At 27.0% G+C, this 23,313-nt stretch carries 20 protein-coding genes, 2 tRNA genes and 1 other annotated feature; of the genes, 6 read left to right on the top strand and 16 right to left on the bottom strand.

Annotated elements, in window-relative coordinates:
• The 5 genes from J2Z53_RS11605 to rph all read right to left on the bottom strand — a co-directional run bounded on the left by J2Z53_RS11605 (position 1) and on the right by rph (position 2,325).
• Positions 1-74: transfer RNA gene (locus J2Z53_RS11605), tRNA-Gly, on the bottom strand.
• A gap of 115 nt (positions 75-189) precedes the next feature.
• Positions 190-265 (bottom strand) — tRNA-Pro (locus J2Z53_RS11600).
• A gap of 216 nt (positions 266-481) precedes the next feature.
• Positions 482-958: a YfcE family phosphodiesterase gene (locus J2Z53_RS11595; protein ID WP_209797653.1), complete on the bottom strand. Its 477-nt coding sequence runs from the start codon at positions 956-958 to the stop codon at positions 482-484.
• Positions 959-966: 8 nt separating this feature from the next.
• On the bottom strand, positions 967-1,578 hold the full coding sequence (locus tag J2Z53_RS11590; protein ID WP_209797652.1) for an XTP/dITP diphosphatase: 612 nt from the start codon (positions 1,576-1,578) through the stop codon (positions 967-969).
• Positions 1,579-2,325, bottom strand: a complete 747-nt coding sequence (rph, locus tag J2Z53_RS11585; RefSeq protein WP_209797651.1) for a ribonuclease PH — start codon at positions 2,323-2,325, stop codon at positions 1,579-1,581.
• 166 nt (positions 2,326-2,491) lie between these two features.
• Here rph and J2Z53_RS11580 point away from each other — a divergent pair, with 166 nt between their 5' ends.
• Complete coding sequence (locus J2Z53_RS11580; protein ID WP_209797650.1) at positions 2,492-4,018, top strand: hypothetical protein; 1,527 nt, start codon at positions 2,492-2,494, stop codon at positions 4,016-4,018.
• 42 nt (positions 4,019-4,060) lie between these two features.
• Here the strand turns inward: J2Z53_RS11580 and J2Z53_RS11575 are convergent, their stop codons facing one another.
• The gene (locus J2Z53_RS11575; RefSeq protein ID WP_209797649.1) at positions 4,061-5,542 is read right to left on the bottom strand and encodes an ABC transporter substrate-binding protein; all 1,482 of its coding nucleotides are present in this window, start codon (positions 5,540-5,542) and stop codon (positions 4,061-4,063) included.
• Between the two features lie 148 nt (positions 5,543-5,690).
• Here J2Z53_RS11575 and J2Z53_RS11570 point away from each other — a divergent pair, with 148 nt between their 5' ends.
• A complete protein-coding gene (locus J2Z53_RS11570) occupies positions 5,691-5,969 on the top strand; it encodes a hypothetical protein (protein WP_209797648.1) in 279 nt (92 codons plus the stop codon).
• A 41-nt stretch (positions 5,970-6,010) separates the two neighbouring features.
• Here J2Z53_RS11570 and J2Z53_RS11565 read toward each other — a convergent pair whose 3' ends face one another.
• The 3 genes from J2Z53_RS11565 to pcrA are packed head-to-tail and all read right to left on the bottom strand — an operon-like array spanning position 6,011 to position 10,566.
• Positions 6,011-6,283 (bottom strand): hypothetical protein, encoded by a 273-nt coding sequence (locus J2Z53_RS11565; protein ID WP_209797647.1) that lies wholly within the window; start codon positions 6,281-6,283, stop codon positions 6,011-6,013.
• A gap of 5 nt (positions 6,284-6,288) precedes the next feature.
• Positions 6,289-8,280, bottom strand: coding sequence for an NAD-dependent DNA ligase LigA (gene ligA / locus J2Z53_RS11560; protein ID WP_209797646.1), 1,992 nt, complete (start codon positions 8,278-8,280; stop codon positions 6,289-6,291).
• 18 nt (positions 8,281-8,298) lie between these two features.
• The gene (gene pcrA / locus J2Z53_RS11555; RefSeq protein WP_209797645.1) at positions 8,299-10,566 is read right to left on the bottom strand and encodes a DNA helicase PcrA; all 2,268 of its coding nucleotides are present in this window, start codon (positions 10,564-10,566) and stop codon (positions 8,299-8,301) included.
• A gap of 137 nt (positions 10,567-10,703) precedes the next feature.
• Here pcrA and J2Z53_RS11550 point away from each other — a divergent pair, with 137 nt between their 5' ends.
• Entirely contained in the window at positions 10,704-11,153 is a 450-nt protein-coding gene (locus J2Z53_RS11550; protein ID WP_209797644.1) for a hypothetical protein, read from the top strand.
• Positions 11,154-11,197: 44 nt separating this feature from the next.
• Here the strand turns inward: J2Z53_RS11550 and J2Z53_RS11545 are convergent, their stop codons facing one another.
• The 3 genes from J2Z53_RS11545 to J2Z53_RS11535 are packed head-to-tail and all read right to left on the bottom strand — an operon-like array spanning position 11,198 to position 13,062.
• On the bottom strand, positions 11,198-12,004 hold the full coding sequence (locus J2Z53_RS11545) for an aminoglycoside N(3)-acetyltransferase (protein ID WP_234925855.1): 807 nt from the start codon (positions 12,002-12,004) through the stop codon (positions 11,198-11,200).
• 29 nt (positions 12,005-12,033) lie between these two features.
• Positions 12,034-12,618 carry a pentapeptide repeat-containing protein gene (locus J2Z53_RS11540; RefSeq protein WP_209797643.1) on the bottom strand — a complete coding sequence of 195 codons (585 nt, stop codon included), beginning with the start codon at positions 12,616-12,618 and terminating at the stop codon, positions 12,034-12,036.
• A 33-nt stretch (positions 12,619-12,651) separates the two neighbouring features.
• Positions 12,652-13,062, bottom strand: coding sequence for a hypothetical protein (locus tag J2Z53_RS11535; RefSeq protein ID WP_209797642.1), 411 nt, complete (start codon positions 13,060-13,062; stop codon positions 12,652-12,654).
• Between the two features lie 134 nt (positions 13,063-13,196).
• Between J2Z53_RS11535 and J2Z53_RS11530 the strand changes: the two genes are divergently transcribed.
• Together J2Z53_RS11530 and J2Z53_RS11525 are read left to right on the top strand one after the other, a co-directional pair.
• Entirely contained in the window at positions 13,197-14,108 is a 912-nt protein-coding gene (locus tag J2Z53_RS11530; RefSeq protein ID WP_209797641.1) for a radical SAM protein, read from the top strand.
• A gap of 129 nt (positions 14,109-14,237) precedes the next feature.
• Complete coding sequence (locus J2Z53_RS11525) at positions 14,238-14,864, top strand: superoxide dismutase (RefSeq protein WP_209797640.1); 627 nt, start codon at positions 14,238-14,240, stop codon at positions 14,862-14,864.
• Positions 14,865-14,987: 123 nt separating this feature from the next.
• Here J2Z53_RS11525 and J2Z53_RS11520 read toward each other — a convergent pair whose 3' ends face one another.
• On the bottom strand, positions 14,988-15,854 hold the full coding sequence (locus J2Z53_RS11520; RefSeq protein ID WP_209797639.1) for a polysaccharide deacetylase family protein: 867 nt from the start codon (positions 15,852-15,854) through the stop codon (positions 14,988-14,990).
• 205 nt (positions 15,855-16,059) lie between these two features.
• Here J2Z53_RS11520 and J2Z53_RS11515 point away from each other — a divergent pair, with 205 nt between their 5' ends.
• Complete coding sequence (locus J2Z53_RS11515) at positions 16,060-17,721, top strand: glutamine--tRNA ligase/YqeY domain fusion protein (protein WP_209797638.1); 1,662 nt, start codon at positions 16,060-16,062, stop codon at positions 17,719-17,721.
• A 146-nt stretch (positions 17,722-17,867) separates the two neighbouring features.
• Here the strand turns inward: J2Z53_RS11515 and gltX are convergent, their stop codons facing one another.
• From gltX to J2Z53_RS11500, 3 genes are all read right to left on the bottom strand, one after another.
• Entirely contained in the window at positions 17,868-19,526 is a 1,659-nt protein-coding gene (gltX, locus tag J2Z53_RS11510; RefSeq protein WP_209797637.1) for a glutamate--tRNA ligase, read from the bottom strand.
• Between the two features lie 63 nt (positions 19,527-19,589).
• Positions 19,590-19,826 (bottom strand) — a binding site (T-box leader).
• A gap of 424 nt (positions 19,827-20,250) precedes the next feature.
• Entirely contained in the window at positions 20,251-20,967 is a 717-nt protein-coding gene (locus tag J2Z53_RS11505; RefSeq protein WP_209797636.1) for a pseudouridine synthase, read from the bottom strand.
• A 174-nt stretch (positions 20,968-21,141) separates the two neighbouring features.
• Positions 21,142-23,142, bottom strand: coding sequence for a triple tyrosine motif-containing protein (locus J2Z53_RS11500; RefSeq protein ID WP_209797635.1), 2,001 nt, complete (start codon positions 23,140-23,142; stop codon positions 21,142-21,144).
• Positions 23,143-23,313: the final 171 nt, after the last annotated feature.

Below are 23,313 nucleotides of genomic sequence, written 5' to 3'. Positions count from 1 at the left end.
TGGAGCGGGTGAAGGGAATCGAACCCTCGTGGCTAGCTTGGAAGGCTAGAGCTTTACCATTAAGCAACACCCGCATATCTTATTTAACTTTAATTCATTCAAGATTTATTAAGTTAAATAATCAACCTGCCTTATTATTTATACAGGTTTTATAAGAATTTGTCAACATCTAATTTAACAAATTTAAAATGGTCGGGGTGACAGGTCTCGAACCTGCGACCTCATGGTCCCAAACCATGCGCGCTACCATCTGCGCCACACCCCGGAAAGTCATTGATTGCTTACACCCAACATTCTTATTTACTGTTGTTGCTCACAACGACAATGACTATTCTACATTATCAAAACTAATTCGTCAATACTTTTTTTAAATAATTTCTAATTTAATTTAATAGTTTTTAATTTTTAAAGTTTAACATGCATATATAAACAATTTATCAAAATAATAAATACTCAATTGATAAATATATATACGAATTTTTTATTCAATTGTTTCTAGATATACTTCAGGCTCTTTTTCATCTTCTAATTTTATAAATCCAATATGCCTACCATTTCCTCTTGGAAGAGAAATACTTCCTGGATTCATAAGTGTTATACCATTTTCATTAATTATTAATTCTTGATGTGTATGCCCAAATAATCCTATATTAGCTCCTACTTCTTGAACTCTATAATATAAATTATTTAATCCATACTTAACATTATATGCATGACCATGAGTAGCTAATATTTTAACTCCATTTAATTCTATTATTCTTTCTATAGGATAATCATTAGAATAATCGCAATTTCCTGTTACAGCATATACTTCCCCTTGAAATCTCTCTGAAAGCTCAATAACATCATCAACGTTATCTCCTAAGTGGATTAATACATCTACCCCATCTAAATGCTTTTTAACTGCTTCTATATATTTTTTTATTCTATGTGTATCACTAACTACAGCTATTAACATAACTCCTCCTACAATACCTCTGAAATTCTATTTTTTAATTCTTTTAGAGCTATTCCTCTATGACTTACTTTACTTTTTTCTTCTAAACTAACTTCTCCAAAAGTTTTTCCAAATTCTTCATAATAAAATAGTGGATCATACCCAAAACCACCATTTCCATTTAACTCATTAATTATTCTTCCTTTAACTTCACCTCTAATATCTAAAGTTTTACCTTCTGAATTAATAACAGTTAAATGACAAACAAATTTAGCTCCTCTTTTTTCTTTTGGAACTCCATTAAGTTTTGACAATAACTTTTCATTGTTCTTTTTATCATTTCCATGCTCTCCAGAGTATCTTGCAGAATATACTCCAGGTTCTCCATTTAAGTAATCAACTTCTAAACCTGAATCATCTGCCATAACAATAAAATCTTTTTCCCCTCTTTTATCTAAATAGCTTTTTATTTCACTTGCTTTTTTATAAGCATTTTCTTTAAATGTTAATCCATCTTCTATAACATCAATGTCTATATTTTCATCCTTTAAAGATTTAATATCCAAATTTAAACCTTTTAAGATTTCTTTTATTTCTTTTATTTTTTTTTGATTGTTGCTAGCTAAAATAAACTTTGTCATTTATCTTCCTCCTGTTCCAATCCATAAAGCATCCATCTTTAATGAATTTTTTTGAACAGCTATCATTTGCCTTAAACCTTTTTCTCCTAAATCTAACAACTCATTTAATTCACATCTAGTCATTGGAGATTCTTCAGCTGTTCCTTGAACCTCAACAAATTCACCTTCACCTGTTCCTATAACATTCATATCAACTTTAGCATTTGAATCTTCTTCATAGCATAAATCTATAACCTTTTCGCCATTTACTATTCCTATACTAGTTGCTGCTACAAAATTTCTTATAGGATAAACCTTAAATGGTTTCTCTTTATGAAGTTTATTAACTGCATCAACCATAGCTATAAATGCTCCAGTTATTGAAGTTGTTCTTGTTCCTCCATCAGCTTGAATAACATCACAATCTATCCAAAGAGTTCTCTCTCCTAACGCCTTTAAATCAACAACTGATCTTAATGCTCTTCCTATTAACCTTTGAATTTCCATTGTTCTTCCATCCACTTTAAGTCTTGCAATATCTCTAACTTTTCTAGTACCTGTAGCTCTAGGAAGCATATTATATTCTGCTGTTATCCAACCTTCCCCTGTACCCTTTAAAAATGGTGGTACTCTTTCTTCTACTGATACATTACAAATAACTTTTGTATCACCAACTTCTATATAAACTGATCCTTCTGCATACTTTGTATAATTTCTAGTTACTTTAGTAGCTCTTATTTGATCATTCTTTCTTCCATCAACTCTCATTGCAGTTTTTTCCTCCTTATATTAGTATTTAAAACTCCTCTATTTTATAGTAATTTAAATCATTTTTTAGTTTTATGCAATTTTTTTAAAGTTTACTCATATTAATTATTATAACAATTATATTATGAGGTGAAATATTTTGAGATATATCGGGCCATTTTTTCGCATGAATAGCCTATCACAAGATGAAATATGTGGTCAGCTTTTTCATCTATCCAAAGAAGCTATTAAAATACTTGCCCTAAATTCCAAATGCGGTTATATATTCCCTGTAAGAAATTCTAAAAAAAGTTTATCTACAAAAGATATTAGCATATTAAGTAAATTTTCACCAGTATTGTGCTTATACAGGAAATCATCTCCAGTATTTATGCATAATAAGACTTCTCACGGGTTTGATTCATCTTCTTTTAAGAGAGAGGTAAATCCATCAACTAATGCTTTGATGACAATGTGTTTATTGGAAATGAGCGACTATTATTCTTATTTTAATAAAAAATCTGATGAAAAACACCTTAAAACTGCTTATAGATTTCTTGCTCGTGAACAGTTAGATTTTTATTATGAAAATTTAAGAAATACAGAAGGTCTATTTATTTCTAAAAAAAGCTTATTTGAAAATGGTTCTAAAGAACATAACCTAATAGATAAGGATAGAAAATTTTTATTTAGCGATCAGGCATTTATGATGAATGCTTATTATTTATATTCAATTTATGAAGAAGATGAAGATATAAAAAAAGAATATGAAGAATTTTCATTAGAAATTTTACAAATGTTTTTAGACTATAAAGAAGCGTTATATAACTTATCCTTTGAAGAAGGTATTAAAACTCTATTAGCATTTAATATATACTATGATTACTCTAAAAATAATAAAATTTTAGATTTAATTACAGATTTAAGTGAATTTTTAATTGGTAAGTTTGATGAAAAAGATTATTATGTGGAAGAATTAGATATTTGTGCTTTATTTGCAATTAATTTAATGAATTCATATGAACATACTAATTTAATTACTTTTAGAGAAAAATATTGTAATATAATGGATAGACTAATTTCCCTTTACGATAAGGATAATAACATACTTCAAAAGCTTACTGATAAAAAAGAAATTAAATATACTTCTTTTGATATTTGTTTTTATTTAATATCTTTAATAATGTTTGCTAATAAATCAGATAATATTAGAGAATATACACCTATTATTTCAAAAATATATAAAAAATATGTTTTAAATTCAAATTTAGTTACTAGTTGGCCAGATGCACCTGATTTAGATAATGAAGAAAGGTATAAACACTTTAGCATGCTTGCTAAAGATATGTTAGATGAAACATTTTTTAGAATGCCTAATCTACCAACTTTAGCTAGCACTGGTATGTCTCCTATTTTTTTAAAGAATGTGACTTATTCAAGAAAAAAAGATACATTTACTTTTTCAAACAGAAAATCTTTTGATAGTTATAAAAATATGTTTATATTCTATATAATAATTCATAACTTCAAAGATAATTTTTTTGATAAGTTAGAACTTAAAGAGATTACAATAAATAATGAGCCTTTAGAAAATAGCGGATCTATTATAGAAAATCTTTCTACTGAAGATAAACTAGAAAATTCATCAATTAATCCTAAGAATGCTGACAAAGAAAATAATATAAATATTAATAATGAAAATACATCAAACTAATTATATAACTATATAAAATAAGACTGCCGCAATTTAGCAGTCTTATTTTAGTGCTTCAAATTTTATATTCCCATACCAATCAAATTGAATATTATTTACTTTTTTAGATATCGCAACTGATTTATTTTCAAATAGTAATGGTAATAAACTATAATTATTAAAAAGAACCTCTTCTAACTCATTAAAATCCTTACTTTTTTTATTGCATAATTTTTCATAAATCTTTAATTCACCTTCAGTATAATAGGGTTTTAGATTTGAATAGAATTCTTTTCTATTACTTGAATTTGAAACTTCATCTATAATTAAAATATCATATCTTTTTCTAAGTTCTAAATTTTTAAATTCAGCCTCTGTTGCAAGAGTGTACCTTACATTACTATTTGTATTTTTATTAAACCAATTTTGAATATGTTTAACTATTCCTCTATTTTCATTAGTATCCTTAGCAAGTATAGTTATTATTTCAGGAAGTTTTCCATCCATATTATTTGTCATAACTTTTCTTGCCTGCAATTTATCTATATTATTTTTATCTTCTCTAAAATAGCTACTTTCTGCAAGTTCAATATAATTTGAGTGTTCCTCTTCATATTCTATCATTGCAGAGTTTATATTAAAATAAAGAGTTTTCCTAACAGATAGTGGTAAATTCTCCAACTCTAAGTTAAAAGAAATATACTTTCCTTTTTCAGATGGTAAAGTTTTAAGACGTCCTTCACTTTGTAATCTATTTAACTCTGTACTAGGTGGATTAACAACAATATCTCTTTCACCTATTTCAAAAGCAGCCATTGATAACTCTTCGTTTTCATCAGAATTTATTTTTATATTTTTAGTAGAATCATTTTTACTGTTGATATTCTTTTTTAGTTCTATTCCTTCATTACTAACATTATTTATAAAATATTCTCCAGAATATACTATTTTTTTATAGTTTTTTTCAATATCATTCCACATTAATAAATACTTTCTAACTCTATATTGAACTTTTGTAAGTTCATCTAAAAATTTATCATTCTTCTCATTTAATCTAATTTTAAGTATATCTTCACTAGAATTTATAGCAACTCCATTTTCAAAGGTTGTCTTCCCATCTCTAAAATCCTTTGCTCCATAAACATTTAAAAATGGTTTTATATTTTCATCCTTTTCTTCTTTGAGTAACTCCTTAAAAAAGTCTTCTATATTTTTTGCTGTAATTCTATTTCCATCACTCCAATAAACATCATCTGCTATTTTAAATTCATACTCAACTCCATCATCTTTTACTTTTACTTCTGTTGCCAATGAAGGAACTATCTTACCATTACTATCCTTCTCCATAAGGCCTTTACTTGTAGCACAAATTATATCCCTTTCACCTACTGTAAGTTTACTTATATCTTTTAATTCATTTGGCACTGTATTAACGGCATACAAAAGAGAATCATTAACTTTAACTTCATCTATTTTTTCTATCTCTATAAAACTTAAAATAACTATTATAAAAATAATAAAACTAGGTATTATTAGTTTCTTCAAACCTTGCCTCTCCTTTTTTTATTAACTTATCATAATTATTGTCACCGTCATATTATTTTAATCATATATTTGAATATTTTTTGATGCTTTGGTTAAATTTATAAAATAATTATGCTATAATTAACCTATATTCGAAGGAGGCGTTGATATGACATTTTTAGTTGGTTTAGTATCCATTATAGGAATACTTTTTATGTTAACTTTTATGTTTATTGGCATATGGCTTTTTATTATAGCCTTAAAAGCTTATAATCAACTTCGTTATAAAAACTATATACTTGAAAAAATTAGTCAAAAATTAGACGCTCTTTATATAAATAAAAGCAATTATTCTTATGATGATTTTTTAAATGAAGAGAGTTCTGAAGAATTTAATATTTATGATTTAGAAAAAGTTAAAGATTTTGAGAAAAAAGAACGTAAATAAAAAACTTCTATGATATTTCATAGAAGTTTTTTTATTTATAATTATCTTATTGTCCCAAATATAAAACAAACTAATGATACTGATATACATAAACTTAAAAGTGTATAAAATACCTTTCTTCTTCCAAATTCACTTATCCAAAATCTAATTGCCCATAAACCCATTGTTATTGCAACTATTATTTGTACTGGTAAATATGAATCAAATATTTCTCCTACATATAAAAATTGATACGAAGTTAAAAAAGTACAAATTATAACTATACAAGCTATCACACTTGAAGCAATACTTAATATATTTATTATTTTTTTCAATTTATTTAACCTCCTATCATTTCTTCAAATTCATCTTCACTAATAACCTTAACGCCTAACTCTTGTGCCTTAGTAAGTTTTGATCCAGCTTCCTTTCCTGCTACAACATAATCAGTTTTTTTGCTTACACTTCCTGATACTTTAGCTCCAAGAGTTTCTAATTTTTCTTTAATTTCTTTTCTTGAATATTTCTCCATAGTTCCTGTTACAACTACAGTTTTTCCTTCAAACACACTTTGTATTATTTCCATCTCTTCAAATATAGGATTAACTCCAATTTTTAAAAGCTCATTAATTGTTTCTATTACTTTATCTTCATTAAAGAATTCAACTATACAACTTGCAACTATATCTCCAACATCAGGAATTTCAACGAGTTCATCAAAAGTAGCCTTTTTTAAGCCCTCAATTGACTTAAATCTATTTACTATATCTCTAGCAGTTTTTACTCCCACATTTTTAATTCCAAGGGCATATATAAATGCATCAAGAGTACAATTTTTACTATTCTCAATTGAATCTAAAAGATTTTGTGCTTTTTTAGGTCCAAACTTCTCTAATTCCACTAAATCTTCCTTATGTAACTTATATAAGTCACATATTGATTTTATATTTAACTTTTCAAATAATGCTTCTGCAGTTCTTTCTGAAAAACCTACAATATTCATAGCTTCTCTTGAAGCATAATGAACTATTGTTTTTACAAGTTGTGGCTTACATGAAAGTGTATTTTCACAAAATATATGAGCTCCCTCTTCTACTAAGTGACTTCCACAAGCTGGACAAATAGTTGGAGGTATTATTTCAGCTGACTCTTCTAGGCTATCTGGAACTACTCCCATTATTTCAGGAATAACATCATTACTTCTTCTTACAAAAACTTCTGCTCCAACTCTTATACCTTTTCTTTTTATATCATCCATATTGTTTAATGTTGCTCTCTTTACAGTAACTCCTGCAAGTTCAACTGGATCTAAAATTGCTGTTGGTGAAACTCTTCCACTTCTTCCAACATTCCATTCAACTTCTAAAAGCTTTGTAGTTGCCTCTTGTGCTTCAAACTTATATGCAATAGCCCATTTAGGAAATTTTACAGTATAACCTAAAAGTTCTCTTGTTCTAATATCATCTATAACAAGTACAAGACCATCTATATCATAATTTAAATCAAATCTAATATCTCTAATATAATCTATTTCTTTTTGAATATCTTCAATTGTATAACATTCTTTAATATAATCATCTACTGGAAATCCCATTTCTTTAATAAAATTCATCATTTCCATATAATTTTTAAATTGATTTCCTTCTTTATATCCAACGTCATAAAAAAATGCTGAAAGATTTCTTCTAGCAGTTTCACGAACATTTAAATTCCTTAAAGCTCCAGCTGCACCATTTCTTAAATTCTTTAATGGAACCTCTGCTTCATTGTTATACTTTTCAAAAGCTTCAGTTGTCATAATTGCTTCACCATGCACTTCAAATACATCTTTACAATTTACTTTAAGAGGAATACTTTTTATTGTTTTAACTTGAGCAGTTACATCTTCTCCAATGACTCCAGTTCCTCTAGTTGCTCCAACTTTTAATACACCATTTTCATCATAAGTTAAATTTACTGTTAATCCATCAAATTTCTTTGTAGCTATATATTTTAAAGGAGGTAAGTCTTCTCCCTTTTCTCTCATTTCATTTACAAATTTAACATTTCTATTGTGCCACTCTTTAATTTCTTCAATACTTTGAGCTTTCCCTAAACTCCAAAGTCTTCCCTTGTGTGTATATTTTTTAAATCCATCTAAAACCACATCACCAACTCTTACAGTAGGTGAATATGGTAATACTTCATTAAGTTCTTTTTCTAAAAGAACAAGTTCATCATATTTTTTATCATAATCTCTATCACTAACTGATGGATTATCTAATGAATAATATTCATATGCATATCTATTTAACTCATCTACAAGAGCTTTCATTTTTTCTCTCTTATCCATAGATACATTTCCTCCTAGTTATAAAACTTCTAAATTTGCCATTGATAATAAAAGAACCTTAACTCCTTGTTTATCAAATGCTATTGTAAGCTTTTTATCACTTTCAGATGGTGCTATAGAAACTATCGTTCCTTCTCCAAACTTTGGATGTTTAACCTTCCTTCCAAGAGTAATCTCTGAACTATCTATCATTACTTTTGCATTGTTTGGAGAAACATGTGAAATTCCACTTGGTGATACTGCTCTATTTGAATTATTTTCTCTCATAGAATTTCTTAAACTATGAGGATTATTAAAGCTTGATTTTGAAGGTGAATTAAACATACCTTCTCTTGCAGCTCCATTTGTACTTCGTTCATTTACATATTCCTTTAAGTCAGATTTTATTTCACCTATAAAGTCTGATTGACTATAAGACATAGTTCTACCAAAAACTCTTCTAACTTCTGCTGAAGTCATATATAAAGTTTCCTTCGCCCTTGTTATTCCAACATAACAAAGTCTTCTTGCTTCTTCCATTTGATCCTCTTTATCAAAATCGCTCATACTTGGGAAAATTCCATTTTCCATTCCAACCATAAATACATGTGGAAACTCTAATCCTTTTGCACTATGTAAAGTCATAAGCACTACTGAATTTTCTTCTTCATCCTCATTATCAATATCTTGAACTAAAGATACTTTTTCTAGGTAAGCAGTTAAACTTTTATCTTCTTCTTCACTCTTTTCAAATTCAACAGCATCAGAAACTAACTCTTGAAGATTTTCTATTCTACTTTTATCTTCTATTTCATTTGATTTTTTAAGTTCATCTAAATATCCAGTATCTTTTAATATAGTTTCAATTAAAACAGAAACTGGCATAGTTTCTGCCATTATCATAAAGTTATCCATAAGTTCTGTAAACTTTTCAAGTGATGTACAGTTTCTTGCAGTTAAAGTAGGTATACTTCTAACTTCTTGAAGTACATCCCAAAGATTTAATTCGTAAGAATCTGCAAAATCTTGAACTTTATTTACTGTTGCATCTCCTATACTTCTCTTTGGAACATTAATTATTCTCTTTATACTTATATCATCTTGAGGATTTACTAACACCTTAAGATAAGCTAACATATCTTTAATTTCTTTTCTATCGTAGAATTTTGTTCCTCCAACAATCTTATAAGGAATCCCTCTTCTTCTAAAGATTTCTTCAAATAAACGTGATTGTGCATTTGTTCTATATAAAACTGCAAAATCTTTATTTTCTGCTCCACTTTTAGATTTTATATCTAGTATTTGTCTAGCTACAAAATCTCCTTCTTCTTTATCAGAATATGCTCTATAAATTTTTATTTTGCTTCCTGGATCCTGCTCTGTTCTAAGGGCTTTACTTTTTCTTCTTGAATTATTTACTATAACAACATTTGCTGCCTCTAATATGTTACCTTTAGATCTATAATTTTGTTCAAGTTTTATAACTTTACAATTTGGATAGTCTCTTTCAAACTCAAGAATATTAGTTACATCTGCACCTCTCCACGCATAAATACACTGATCATCGTCTCCTACAACACAGATATTTTTATATCTTTTAGCTAAAAGTCTTACAAATTCATATTGTGCTCCATTTGTATCTTGATACTCATCTACCATAATATATTTAAATTTATTTTGATAAAATTCTAATACATCTTCATGACTTTTAAATAATTCTACAGTTTTAAATATAAGATCATCAAAATCTAAGGCATTATTTTCTTTAAGTCTTTTTTGATACATCTCATAAACATCTGCAATTTTCTTTTCTCTAAAATTACTTTCATGTTCTCTCATAAAACTTGCAGGGCCTTGCATATTATCTTTAGCTCTACCTATTTTTCCCATAATTTCTTGCAATGTAATATCTTTATCATTTATATTTAAAGCTTTCATACACTCTTTTAAAAGGGTCTTTTGATCTGAAGTATCATATATAGTAAAACTTGATTTATAACCAAGCTTATCAATTTCTCTTCTAAGAATCCTAACACAAGTTGAGTGAAAAGTTGATATCCACATATCATTAGCTTTTTCGCCAACTAAAGATTCAACTCTTTCTTTCATTTCTTTAGCTGCTTTATTTGTAAATGTTATTGCTAATATGCTCCATGGCTTTATTTCTAAATCTTCAATCATATGTGCAATTCTATATGTTAAAACTCTAGTCTTACCAGAGCCTGCACCAGCTAATATTAAAACTTGGCCTTCAACTGTAACTGCACCCTCATACTGTTCCTTGTTTAATAATGATTTTAAATCCAAATCATCATCCTCCCTTCCTAGTATTAAAATATTATATCACACATCATCTTTTTATTGTTGCCTTAAAATGCGATTATTAACGAAAATATGATACAATATCTTTATTAAATTTTATTGATTTATGTGGGGGATTTTTTATGAAATTAAAAAAATTTATATTTGTTTTAATTGGAAGCATTTTTATAATTTCTTTAGTAAGTTGTTCTTCAAAAATTGATGAGTCTTCTATAAGAAAATATTCAGATTCTATAATGAAAAATATTCTAACTTCAATGAGTGATTTAAACTATGATGAGTTTAAAAAAGATTTCGATACACAAATGGATGAATTAGTTCCTGATAAAGCTTCTTTTATTAATCTAGTTATGCCTATTCAAAATGCTGTTGGAACTTATGAAAAAAGTTCCTTACAATTTGTACAAGCAAAAAAAGATAAGGATATTAAAAGCATAATTTATAGAGCTAAATTTACTAAAGAAACTGAGCCTGTAAATATATCAATATCATTTAAAGATATTAATTCTAAACATAAAGTTTGCAACTTATACTTTAGTTCTCCAAAAATAAAAGAATTATCTAAAAAGTAATATAAAATAAGCTACTGTTTATTTAACAGCAGCTTATTTCTTTATTAATTATAATTTTCAAAATAATTTTTTGCAAAATCAACACATTCTCTTTGACTAAATAATTTGACATTAGCATTGCCTATTTTATCTAATTTTACATTGCATCTTTCTTCAAATTCTTCACCAACAAACATAAATAATTCAGTCTTAAATTCTATATCCTTATACTTTTTAAATATTCTCTCTCCATTTTCTATTATTGGTGATATATTTATAACCTCATTATAATTTTTAGCTCTATATTCAGCTAAATGGAAGGATGTATTGCTATCATAATCAACTCCAAGTAATAATATCTTTCCATCTAAATCATAAAATCTAGCAAGAGGTGATTTTTCACCAAGGGAATATTCTAAACTATGATTTTCAACTATAAAGTCTGAATCCTTACCCCAAGCTGCAAAAGATACTGTTGGGTGACAGCTTCTCTTTACATTTGGAAAATTTCTAAAGCTTTCAACTATTTTCCCCATTCCCCATGTTGGAGTTATTTTAGGATCAAAGGCTGGCATTTCTTGTCTTATATCTTCATACCAAGAATCTGGAACTGCTGGTTCTCCCCAAAATATAGGATCACAGTAATCAGCACTATGAGTTGGCATAACTATAGTTCCTTCCTCTGTTATTACTTCCATTAATGCCTTTACAACTGCAACTTCACCGCCACAAACCCAGCCTAACTTGCTTAAAGCTGAATGAACTAATACTTTATCTCCCTTTTTCAAACCTATTCTTTTAAACTCATCCTTTAAATAACTTATAGTTATAGGTCTTTTTGTACCTTCTATTATTTTTTCTATATTTTCCATAATTCCTCCTAAGTATTTTCTTTAGTAAATTATTTTATAATAATATTAAACTCATCAAGTAGTGCTAAAACTTCTGGAATACTAAAGACTGCCTTTTTTATATTATTATTTTGAGGATTTATTTTGTAATCCATAGCCTCTTTAAAATTTGCCTTTGAAAGATTTGTACCTTCAAATATGCTATCTTCAAGGCTTGATTTTGAAAAATCTGCCCCTCTTAAATCACAATTAATAAAATCACTTGATGTTACATTGCATTCCTTAAATTTAGTTTTTGGTATTTTAAGTTCTGCAAAATTACAACTTTGAATAAGTGATTTATAAAACTCAAAGTCTATTATAAATCTATCACATTTAGTAAAATCTACACCAACTATTTTACAATCAATAAACTTAACTCCTCTAAGTTTTGAATAATAAAATCTAGAAAGAGTTAGATTGCACTCCTTTAAAGTACAACTATCAAAAGTTACTTCTAAAAAGTTTGTTCCTGAAAAATCACATCCATTAAATACACATCTTTCAAAATTGACCTCTCTTATTTCTCTATTCCTAATTTTAATTTTTTCAAAAACTTCATCATAATAATCATATTCAAAAAATCCATCTTCCATATCTTTTCACCCTACCCTATTTATATTTTAATTTCAATTTATACTATTGTTATTTTTTAATTCACTAGCTTTTATTACAAACTTACTATTTGGTAAATATTCTAGCCTATATTTAGTTCCAATTTTAGGTTTAATTTTCCACGAATCTATTTTATATATAATATTATTTACTTCTAATTGTGTTATTCCTCTGTAATTACTAAAACTATTACAAGTTCCTGTTGTTATATAATATTCTTCTTTTTTGTAATATTTAATGTCTTTTATTTTAGGGATTATTATATTAATTAAAGTTATTTCACTGCAAACTACTACTACTAAAATTAATATTAAATATTTTTTTGATATTTTACCTTTAACTACTTTTACTAAATTAATTACAATTGAAACTAATATAAATATAACTGCTAATATTTGAAAACATAAAACTGATATAAAATTCATAAAATTCTCCTAACCTTAATTCACATATAATAATATAAACACCATTTTCTATTCTTTATATCATTATAGTATATAATTGATAAAAAAATTATCTAGTAATATAATTTCTATATATTATATAAGAGGTGATTTTTTTGGAATACAATGCTTTACTAGAAAATTGTAATCTTTGTATGAGAAGGTGTAATGTAAATAGATTAAAGGGAGAAGTTGGCGTTTGTAATTCTTCTGACAAAATAAAAGTTGCAAGAGCTAAGTTACATATGTGGGAGGAACCCCCAATATCTTTAGATACTGGTTCTGGTACAGTTTTCTTTTCTAACTGTAATTTTAAATGTGTATTTTGCCAAAATCATGAAATAAGTCAGGAACATAAGGGTGCATTTATAACCGTTAATGAACTAGCTAATATATTTTTAAGACTTCAAAAAGAAGGAGCAAACAATATTAACCTAGTTACTCCAACTCACTATGTTCCTCAAATAATAGAAGCTTTAAAAATAGCAAAAAAAGAAGGGTTGAATCTTCCAATACTTTATAATACAAATGGATATGATTCTTTAGAAACAATAAAAGCTTTAAAAGGATATATTGATGTCTATCTTCCAGACTTTAAATATTTTGATAATAAATATGCTATTAGATATTCTAAAGCTCCAAATTACAGAGAAAATTTAATAGAAATACTAAAAGAAATGTTTTCTCAAGTTTCTAAAAATAAATTTGATAATAAAGGAAGAATGATTAAAGGAATGATAATTAGACACCTTATGCTTCCAGGACTTTTATTTGATTCAAAAAAAGTTATAGATACTATATATTCTTTATTTGGTGATGATGTTTATATAAGTATTATGAATCAATATACACCTATGTTTAAAGCTTTTGAATTTAAAGAAATCTCAAAACCTTTAAATCCTAAAGTTTATGATAGTCTAGTTAATTATGCTGCTGAAATAGGTATAAAAAATGCATTTATACAAGATAATGGAACAAATACTACTGATTTTGTTCCCTCATTTAACTTAGAGGGTGTTTTTGATTAACTTATAATTAGATTATTAACAAAAAAACTAATATAATTATATTATAAATATAAATTTGCAAAATAATTTTTATTATTTTGTATTTTAATTAATATATTTATTAAATAATAAATTTAAGAGGTGATATTCATGGAAGGAAAAATTTTTACTTTGAAACCCTTACCTTATGCTTACGATTCTTTAGAACCATTTATTGATGAAAAGACTGTAACTATTCACCACGATAAACATCAACAAACTTATGTTGATAACTTAAACAAAGCTCTATCTAAACACCCTGAACTTTTTAATATGTCTTTAGATGACATACTTAAAAATGTTGAACTTATCCCAGAAGATATAAAGCAAGCCATTATAAATAATGCTGGTGGTGTTTATAATCATGAGTTTTACTTTGATGGAATTGCTCCAAATAAAGGTGGAGAACCAGAAGGAGCTTTAAAAGAAGCTATTTATAATACTTTTGGATCATATGAAAACTTTAAATCTAAACTAAAAGAAGCTGCACTTGGTCAATTTGGATCAGGCTGGGGTTGGTTAATTTTAAATAAAAATAATAAACTTGAAATTATATCCACAGCTAATCAAAATAATCCACTATCAAATAATCAAATTCCTCTTCTAACAGTTGATGTTTGGGAACATGCATATTATTTGAAATATCAAAATAAACGTGCTGATTATTTAGATTGCTTCTTCGAACTTATAAATTGGGATGTAATTAGTGAACGTTTTAAAAAGGCAACAAACTTATAGTAAATATACATTATAATTATAAAAGGCAAAATTATAAATCTTAGTGAAAATATATTTTCCTAAAAATTTTATAATTTTGCCCTTTTCTCTTTTAAAGTAATAGTCTTTTAATATAATTATTTTCTAAATATAATCTTCTAATTTTCTAAAGGAGTATCCTTCCTTTTTTAAATTACTTATAACTACTTTTACTCCCTCAAAGGTTTGCCCTTTAGGTTTATTCATATGATAAATTAATATAGAACCTCTTTTAGCTTTTTTACCTTGATTTATAATTTCTTTTTTTGAAAAGGTAGCACCCGCATCTCCTAATACATCAAAGCCTCCTATTTCATAACCTAACTCCTTCGCTATCTTTACAGATATATCATCATAATAAGCAGTTCCTGACCTAAAAAACTTTGGTTTCTTTCCTGTAAGTTCTGTTATTTTCTTATCATTTCCCATAATTTCATTATAAACCTCTTTAATAGAATTAGTTCCTTTTATATTATAAACTTCCCTTCCATTTATACTTAAAGGTCTATGCAATGTTCCATGATTTTGAATTGAAAATAATTTATTACTAGCTAATTCACTAAATAATTTTTTATTACTATCAATCCATCTACTATTAATAAATAAAGTAGCTTCTATTTTTTCTTTCTTTAAATAATCTATAAGCTCCTTATCATAATCACTTCCATATTTACCTCCACAGGCATCAAAGGTTAAAAATACTACTTTGTCCTTTGTTTTTATATGATTTAATACTCCAGTAGTTTTTTCACTAAATTCCTTAGGGGGTTTTCCTTTATACTTTTCTTCTATTTGTTCTAATGTAACTATCTTTTCTTTTTTATTATCTTTTTGTTCCTTAGAAATATTATTAGAAATATTCTCCTTATTATCTACCTTTAAATCTGTTTCCTTTTTAGAAGAACATGACATTAAATTAATAATTATAAAAGTAATACTAAGTGCTATTGCTATCTTTTTTAAGCCTTTCATAATTCCTCCCTTAAAACCATAATATAATTAAATTTTATACTAATTTTAAAATATTATCTATTTTAACTTGGATAAATAAAGTTATGCTTTATTTTTTTTCTATATTAGATTAAAATTAAAGGTAAATGTATAATATATAGACATAGATTAGAGGTTGTTTTTAATAGCCCTATTTAAAATATACTTAACAGGAGGGGTAATATTTATGTCAAACGATATAAATTCTTCTAACTTCATAAGAAATATTATTATTGAAGATTTAGAAAGCGGTAAGCATGATAGTATAATTACTAGATTTCCACCTGAACCTAATGGTTATCTACATATAGGTCATGCCAAATCAATTCTTTTAAACTTTGGACTTGGTGAAGAATTTAAAGGAAGAACAAATTTAAGATTTGATGATACAAATCCAGTTAAAGAAGATACTGAATATGTACAGTCAATAGAAGAAGATGTTAAATGGCTAGGTTGTAATTGGAGTGAACTTCATTTTGCATCAAACTATTTTGATGAAATGTACAAAAGAGCTGTACTTTTAATAAATAAAGGATTAGCATATGTTTGTGATTTAACTCCAGAAGAAGCTAAGGAATACAGAGGAACTTTAACTGAACCTGGAAAAAATAGTCCTTACAGAAACAGAACTGTAGAAGAAAACCTTGATTTATTTGAAAGAATGAGAAAAGGTGAATTTAAAGATGGTGAGAAAGTTTTAAGAGCTAAAATAGATATGGCTTCTCCTAATATGAATATGAGAGATCCTATAATATATAGAATTGCTCATATATCACATCATAATACAGGTGATAAATGGTGTATATATCCTATGTATGATTTTGCTCATCCACTAGAAGATGCTATTGAAGGAATAACTCATTCAATTTGTACATTAGAATTTGCAGATCATAGACCTTTATATGATTGGATAGTTAGAGAGTGTGAAATGGAACATGTTCCAAGACAAATAGAATTTGCAAGACTTAACATGACTAATACTGTTATGAGTAAAAGAAAACTTAAACAATTAGTTGATGAAAAAGTAGTTGATGGATGGGATGATCCAAGAATGCCAACTATATCAGGCCTTAGAAGAAGAGGATATACTCCAGAATCTATAAGAAATTTCTGTAATGCAATTGGAGTTGCTAAAAATAATTCAATAGTTGATTCTCAAATGCTTGATTATTTCTTAAGAGAAGATCTTCAAACTAAAGCACCTACTGCAATGGCAGTAACAAAACCACTTAAGGTTATTATAACTAACTATCCAGAAGGACAAACTGAAATGTTACCTGTAGATAATAATCCTAAAAATCCAGAACTAGGAACTAGAGAAATTCCGTTTTCTAGAGAAATATATGTTGAAAGTGATGACTTTATGGAAGTTCCAGTAAAGAAATACTTTAGATTATTCCCTGGAAACGAAGTTAGACTTATGGGAGCATACTTTATAAAGTGCAATGATGTTATAAAAGATGCTAATGGAAATGTAGTTGAACTTCACTGTACTTATGATCCTGAAACTAAAAGTGGTTCAGGTTTTAAAGGAAGAAAAGTTAAAGGAACAATTCACTGGGTTAATGCAGCTTCTGCAGTACCAGCTGAATTTAGATTATATGAGCCTTTAATATTAGATGATTTAGAGGAAAATGAAGGAAAGCATTTCTTAGAACAAATAAATCCAAATTCTATGGAAATATTACAAGGATTTATTGAGCCTGTTGCAATTAAAGATGCAAAGCCTTTAGATAAATTCCAAATGATTAGAAATGGTTTCTTCTCAGTAGATACTAAAGATACTACTGATGAAAAGTTAGTATTTAACAGAATAGTTCCATTAAAAAGTTCATTTAAATTAAAATAAAATATTATTATAAAAAAGCAACTCTAAATTTTTAGAGTTGCTTTTTTAAGCTTATGGTATATTATTTTTATGTTTTTAATACATAAAAAAAGGGTTAGTATACAAAAACAAGTATACTAACCTTTTTATAATTAAATTTAAATATATTATAGGTTAATAAATTTATTAAATCTTTCGCGAACTTTATCTTCACCCATAATTTGCATTATTGTATAAAGGTCTGGAGTATTTGTTCTATGGCTAAGTGATGCTCTTACTGCACCTGCTACATCTGAAACCATTCCTTTAAATTGTTCTGGATTTTTCTTATATTCTTTTCTATTTGTTGCATATCCAAGTTCTACTGCTAATGCTTTAAGTTCTTCAAACCAAGTTTCTTGATCTGTGTTAAAGTTATATATTTTAGCATAATTTTTTATTATGTTCTTTGCTTCCTCTAATTCTAAAGTTTTTGGAAGTTCAACATCTTCTGCTGTTTCTTTATCAAATAATTCATCAAAGAAGTAGAAAATCTTTTCTTTAACTTCATTCCACTTTCCAAAATCTTTTCTAGGCTTTGGACCTTCTTTATCTATATTAAATACTTCCTTCATCATAGCTTCATTATTAGTTACAAGTTCAAACATTTCTTTGTCAAAATCCTTTGCCCAAGAAACATAATAATCATAAACTTCACTAGCTTTCATTTTACAAATAACATTTTTACTTACATCATGAAGTTTTACTATATCAAATAATGCACCTGATTTGCTCATCTTATCTAAAGCTACAGGAAATTCATGATAATCAGCATCTGGATTTTCTGCTCTCCAGTCTTCAAAGCTTGAATTTATAATATTTAAAAGATATTCAATAACTGAAACAGCTGGATATCCTTCTTCTCTATAATAACTTACTGCACTTTCTGGATCTTTTCTCTTTGAAAGTTTTCTCTTTGAACCATTTTCTGATTTCATTATTGTTGGAACGTGAGCATAATTTGGTCTCTTAAATCCTAAAACATCAAATAATTGAAGATGTATTGGAAGTGATGATAACCACTCTTCTCCTCTTATTACATCTGTAGTATGCATTAAAGCATCATCTATAGCATGTGCAAAATGATAAGTTGGAAGTCCATCTGATTTAATTATAACTATATCTTGAACATTTTCTGGGAATGAAACATCTCCCTTTATTAAATCATGACATTCTACTCTATTTTCTTCTTTTCCTGGTGATTTTAATCTTAAAATATATTCTTCACCATTTTCAATTTTCTTTATTGCTTCTTCTACTGGAAGATCTCTATAAATAGCATACTTTCCATAATATCCTGGAGTAATTTTTTCTGCCATTTGCTTTTCTCTTATTTCATTTAATTCTTCTGTAGTACAGAAACATGGATAAGCTAATCCTTTTTCTACTAAATCTTTAGCAAATGTATGATATATTTCTTTTCTCTTACTTTGTCTATATGGTCCATATTCTCCCTTTGAAGTTTCTTCTCCTGTCATACCTTCATCAAAGTTCATTCCAAAATTATGCATAGTAGCTATTGTATCTTCAATTGCACCTTCAACTTCTCTCTTTTGGTCAGTATCTTCTATTCTTAAATAAAAGATTCCTTCACTTTGATGAGCAAGTCTTTCATTTATAAGAGCTGCATAAACGCCTCCAATATGTTGGAAACCTGTTGGGCTTGGTGCATATCTTACAACTCTAGCTCCCTCTTTTAAATTTCTTTCTGGATATTTTTCTAAATAATATTGTGGAGTTTTAAGTTCTTCTTTAAATATTAAATTTGCTAGTTTTTCTCTACTCATGTTTTCATCGCCTTTCTAAAAGTAACATTCTTATAATAAAAAAAAGCCTTATCCTTCCTAAAATATTAGGACGAAAAGACTATAACTTTACGCGGTACCACCTAAATTAGTTAGAGAAATTTTCTCTAAACTCACTTTATTCTCTATAAGGGGAGAACCCAAATATCTACTCCTATATTTTTATATTTTCGATATTATGCTCCAAAGCTTCTTTCTATGAAATTACTTACAAAGTTTCCACCATATCTTTGCTCTCTTTAAAGTGAACTTTCATATACTCTTCTTCTTCACCGCATCACTTTTTATTTAATTTGATTTATTTAATTATACATTTATTAAATATTATTGTAAACCTATCTTTAAAAAGACATAGTTTACATTTTAATTCATTTTATATATTTTATGAATTAAATAATTCATTTTTAAAGTATATTGATTTTTTTAATTCATTTTTACTTCTTATATTATTACTATATTTAATCTACAAAAACACCAATGTAATTATTTACATTACTATTTTATTTAAAAACAAAAACGCAACCCTTGGGGCCAGGTTGCGCTTTAGCAATAAGCAATAAATAAAAAGGGGGCTATTTATTCCTTTTATTTATCCTTGCAACTAGTATTATATGTTAATGCATTATAAAATGCAAGTAAATTTGTAATTTTCCCTTATTTTATACTTATAATTGAATGATTTTCTTGCAAAATTATTCTTTATTCGTTAAAAGCTTTTTAAATGTAGTATTTCATCTTCTGTTAATTCTCTATATTCGCCTTCTTCTAAATTCTCATCTAAAGGTAATCCTCCAAATTCTATTCTTTGAAGATAAACCACCTTCTTACCTACAGCTTCAAACATTCTTTTTACTTGATGGAACTTTCCTTCTTGTATTGTTACATTAATTTCTGAGCCATCTTCTGAAGCATTTATTATTTCTAATTTTGCTTCCTTACATGTATATCCATCATCTAATGTAATACCTTTTTTAAAAGCTTTAATATCATCTTCAGTAACTTTTTTATCAATTTTCGCATAATAAATTTTATCTACTTTCCATTTTGGTGATATTAATCTATGATTTAATTCTCCATCATTAGTTAATAATAATAAACCAACAGTATCTTTATCTAATCTTCCAACTGGGAAAGGTTCAAATGCTTGATGATCTATTTCTAAAAGATCTATAACTGTTTCTTCTCTTGAATCATAAGTTGCAGAAATAACTCCTTCAGGCTTATTCATCATAAGATATATGTATTTTCTATAAAAAATTTCTTCACCATTTAATTTTATTACTGACTTTTCAGGATCAACTAAAGTTGCACTATTTTTTTCTACTACTCCATCAACTTCAATAAGTCCCTTTCTTGCAATTGCCTTTATTTCTTTTCTACTTCCATATCCTAAATTAGAAATTATTTTATCAAGTCTTTCCAAAATTATAAACACCTCTTATACTTTTATTTTTATATTAATATTAAAATTATAACTTAAGTTCACCTTATTGTATTATTAATTTAACTAAAAAGCAATTTAAGTATTCTATACACTATTCATACCATTACATAAAAACAAAAAAATAAAACTCCTAAAGTTTAGGAGTTTATATATTTAAATAGTAAATTCTATTTCACAATAGTCCTCATAATTTACTCTCTTATAAAAACTTTTTGCAAGTACCATAATTTTATAAGTTCCTTTTGAAAAAGGTATAAAAGTATAGTATCTCTTTTTACTATAACTTTGTGCCTTTACCCAATTGCCTTTTTCCATTAAATAAAATTCATAGCAAACATCTTTCCCACCAATACTTTCTGCCCAAAAATTTACTTCCTTGTTTATTTTAATATCGTTTTTATCAAATGTTATTTTAGTTCCTGTAACAGGAATTGCTTCATGAACATAAATATTAATTTCTTTTTTAGTATCAAATTCATTTTCACATTTAATATTTTTAGCATAAACTTCAAAAGTATACTTTCCTGAACATTTTGGTTTAAATTGAATTTTTTTATTTTCAACAAAGCCTGTTTCTTCAACTTCATGTCCATTTATTTTTGTTACAAAATTAACCAATATATTCTTTGTATTTTGTACTATTGCCTCTACATCTATTACATCATCAACTAAAAAAACATCTCTACATGGAAGTAGTATATAATCTATAGTTGCTGGCAAATAATCTTTTACTCTTAAAAATAAATTTGATTGCACATCATATTCCTCTAAAGAATATTTATCTTTTACTCTAATTTCTATTTCATATTTTCCTTTTTTCTTTGGAATATAGTTCATCCAATTAGTTCTGCTATATTCTATTCTGTCAACTTCTTCGCCATCTCTATATATAATAAAAGAATATAAAAGAATACTTCCACCTTCTGCAATAACTCTAATGTTTACTGGCTTATTAATTAAAGTTTGTCTTCTATGATTAGATATAACATCTAAAATTCTAATTGGCTTATCTGCCTTTTTATCTATATCAAAAAATATTGTTTTCTTATCTTCATAATCACCTTCATAAGAGGCATCCTTTACATATAAAGTCACTTTATATGAACCTTCTTCTCTAGGATCCCAGTAAAATTCCTTACTTCTTGTATAACATGAATCTTCTGCAATTGGGCCATCTACAATATACCTGTAAACTAATTCCCTACCACCACATGCATTAGCTTTAAATGTTATATCTGTTCCTGAAACTTGAGGACTTTTAACATCGGAATTAAAAGTAACAATTCTTACTGCATTATAAGGTCTTACTTCATATACCATTACAGCTCTATCATCATATTCCTTATTTGAAAATAAGTCTTTCATTAAACAAAGAAGTCTATATTCACCCTCTTCACTTTCTTGAAAACTAACTATTCTTCTTGATGAAAAATCTTGTATACATACTGACCTACCATACTGATCTACTTTAACAAACTTAAATAATAAAGGACGTGATTCATCACAAGATGCTTTAACCTTAAATACAAGTTCCTCATTCAATAATAATTCATCTGTTAAGCATTTGAAATCAGTAATTTCTGCCTTATTCTTTTCTTTAATTATAAATTTAATAGTTTTATGTTCATCAAATATTTCCTTAGAATCAGTTCTTTTACATTCAACTAGAAGTTCTTCTTCCCCCTCTTCTATGGCTGCATAGGATAACTTATTATCAGGTGAATAGTCTCTTATTGGCTCAAAACCATACTCACCCATTCTCCAAAACCTATATAATAAATTTTCCTCTTCAGTTGCAACCTCTATATTAATTTTTTCTCCAATAAAATATTCTTCTTTTTCTAATAAAATATCCTTAATCAAATCTTTTTCCTCTGTACTCTTTCCTATTATATATTCTTCTTTTGCCAAATATTCAAATGGTTTCTTTGATCCTCTCTTTTTTCCTTGTACCATTACCATATAGTGCCCTTCCTCCTTTGGAGTCCATACACATGACTTTTGATTATTGAACTCTTTTATAGTGCTCCAAATGCCATTATTTCCAACTAATACTTTAAAATCTATATTTTCCTCAAAATCAATTTCTATTTCTATATTTTCTTTAGGTTTTTGAGGACTTTTTTTGTCAAATAAAATATTTATTGTACCCATATATTTTCACCCCATATTTTGCCACTCCTACTATTCATTATACTATAATCCCATTTTTTGTAAATAAAATTCCATAATTCTCTTATTTTATTATACAACATTCTTATTAATCCACAATTAACTTTTTTATAAAAAACAAAGCTGACACAATACCTTTTAAATATTGTATCA

The sequence above is a fragment of the Clostridium moniliforme genome (assembly GCF_017873235.1).
In the GTDB taxonomy this organism is placed as follows: domain Bacteria; phylum Bacillota; class Clostridia; order Clostridiales; family Clostridiaceae; genus Clostridium; species Clostridium moniliforme.
Note: the sequence above shows the minus strand (reverse complement) of the source record. Positions and strands in the feature narration are given on the sequence as shown.

Bases quoted from the DNA above. Each gene is read 5' to 3' on its own strand.
- J2Z53_RS11515 (WP_209797638.1), top strand. From the start codon at position 16,060: ATGTCAAACGATATAAATTCTTCTAACTTCATAAGAAATATTATTATT.
- J2Z53_RS11580 (WP_209797650.1), top strand. From the start codon at position 2,492: ATGAATAGCCTATCACAAGATGAAATATGTGGTCAGCTTTTTCATCTA.
- gltX (WP_209797637.1), bottom strand. From the start codon at position 19,526: ATGAGTAGAGAAAAACTAGCAAATTTAATATTTAAAGAAGAACTTAAA.
- J2Z53_RS11595 (WP_209797653.1), bottom strand. From the start codon at position 958: ATGTTAATAGCTGTAGTTAGTGATACACATAGAATAAAAAAATATATA.
- rph (WP_209797651.1), bottom strand. From the start codon at position 2,325: ATGAGAGTTGATGGAAGAAAGAATGATCAAATAAGAGCTACTAAAGTA.
- J2Z53_RS11550 (WP_209797644.1), top strand. From the start codon at position 10,704: ATGAAATTAAAAAAATTTATATTTGTTTTAATTGGAAGCATTTTTATA.
- J2Z53_RS11590 (WP_209797652.1), bottom strand. From the start codon at position 1,578: ATGACAAAGTTTATTTTAGCTAGCAACAATCAAAAAAAAATAAAAGAA.
- J2Z53_RS11535 (WP_209797642.1), bottom strand. From the start codon at position 13,062: ATGAATTTTATATCAGTTTTATGTTTTCAAATATTAGCAGTTATATTT.
- J2Z53_RS11500 (WP_209797635.1), bottom strand. From the start codon at position 23,142: ATGGGTACAATAAATATTTTATTTGACAAAAAAAGTCCTCAAAAACCT.
- ligA (WP_209797646.1), bottom strand. From the start codon at position 8,280: ATGGATAAGAGAGAAAAAATGAAAGCTCTTGTAGATGAGTTAAATAGA.
- J2Z53_RS11525 (WP_209797640.1), top strand. From the start codon at position 14,238: ATGGAAGGAAAAATTTTTACTTTGAAACCCTTACCTTATGCTTACGAT.
- J2Z53_RS11540 (WP_209797643.1), bottom strand. From the start codon at position 12,618: ATGGAAGATGGATTTTTTGAATATGATTATTATGATGAAGTTTTTGAA.
- J2Z53_RS11545 (WP_234925855.1), bottom strand. From the start codon at position 12,004: ATGGAAAATATAGAAAAAATAATAGAAGGTACAAAAAGACCTATAACT.
- J2Z53_RS11520 (WP_209797639.1), bottom strand. From the start codon at position 15,854: ATGAAAGGCTTAAAAAAGATAGCAATAGCACTTAGTATTACTTTTATA.
- J2Z53_RS11570 (WP_209797648.1), top strand. From the start codon at position 5,691: ATGACATTTTTAGTTGGTTTAGTATCCATTATAGGAATACTTTTTATG.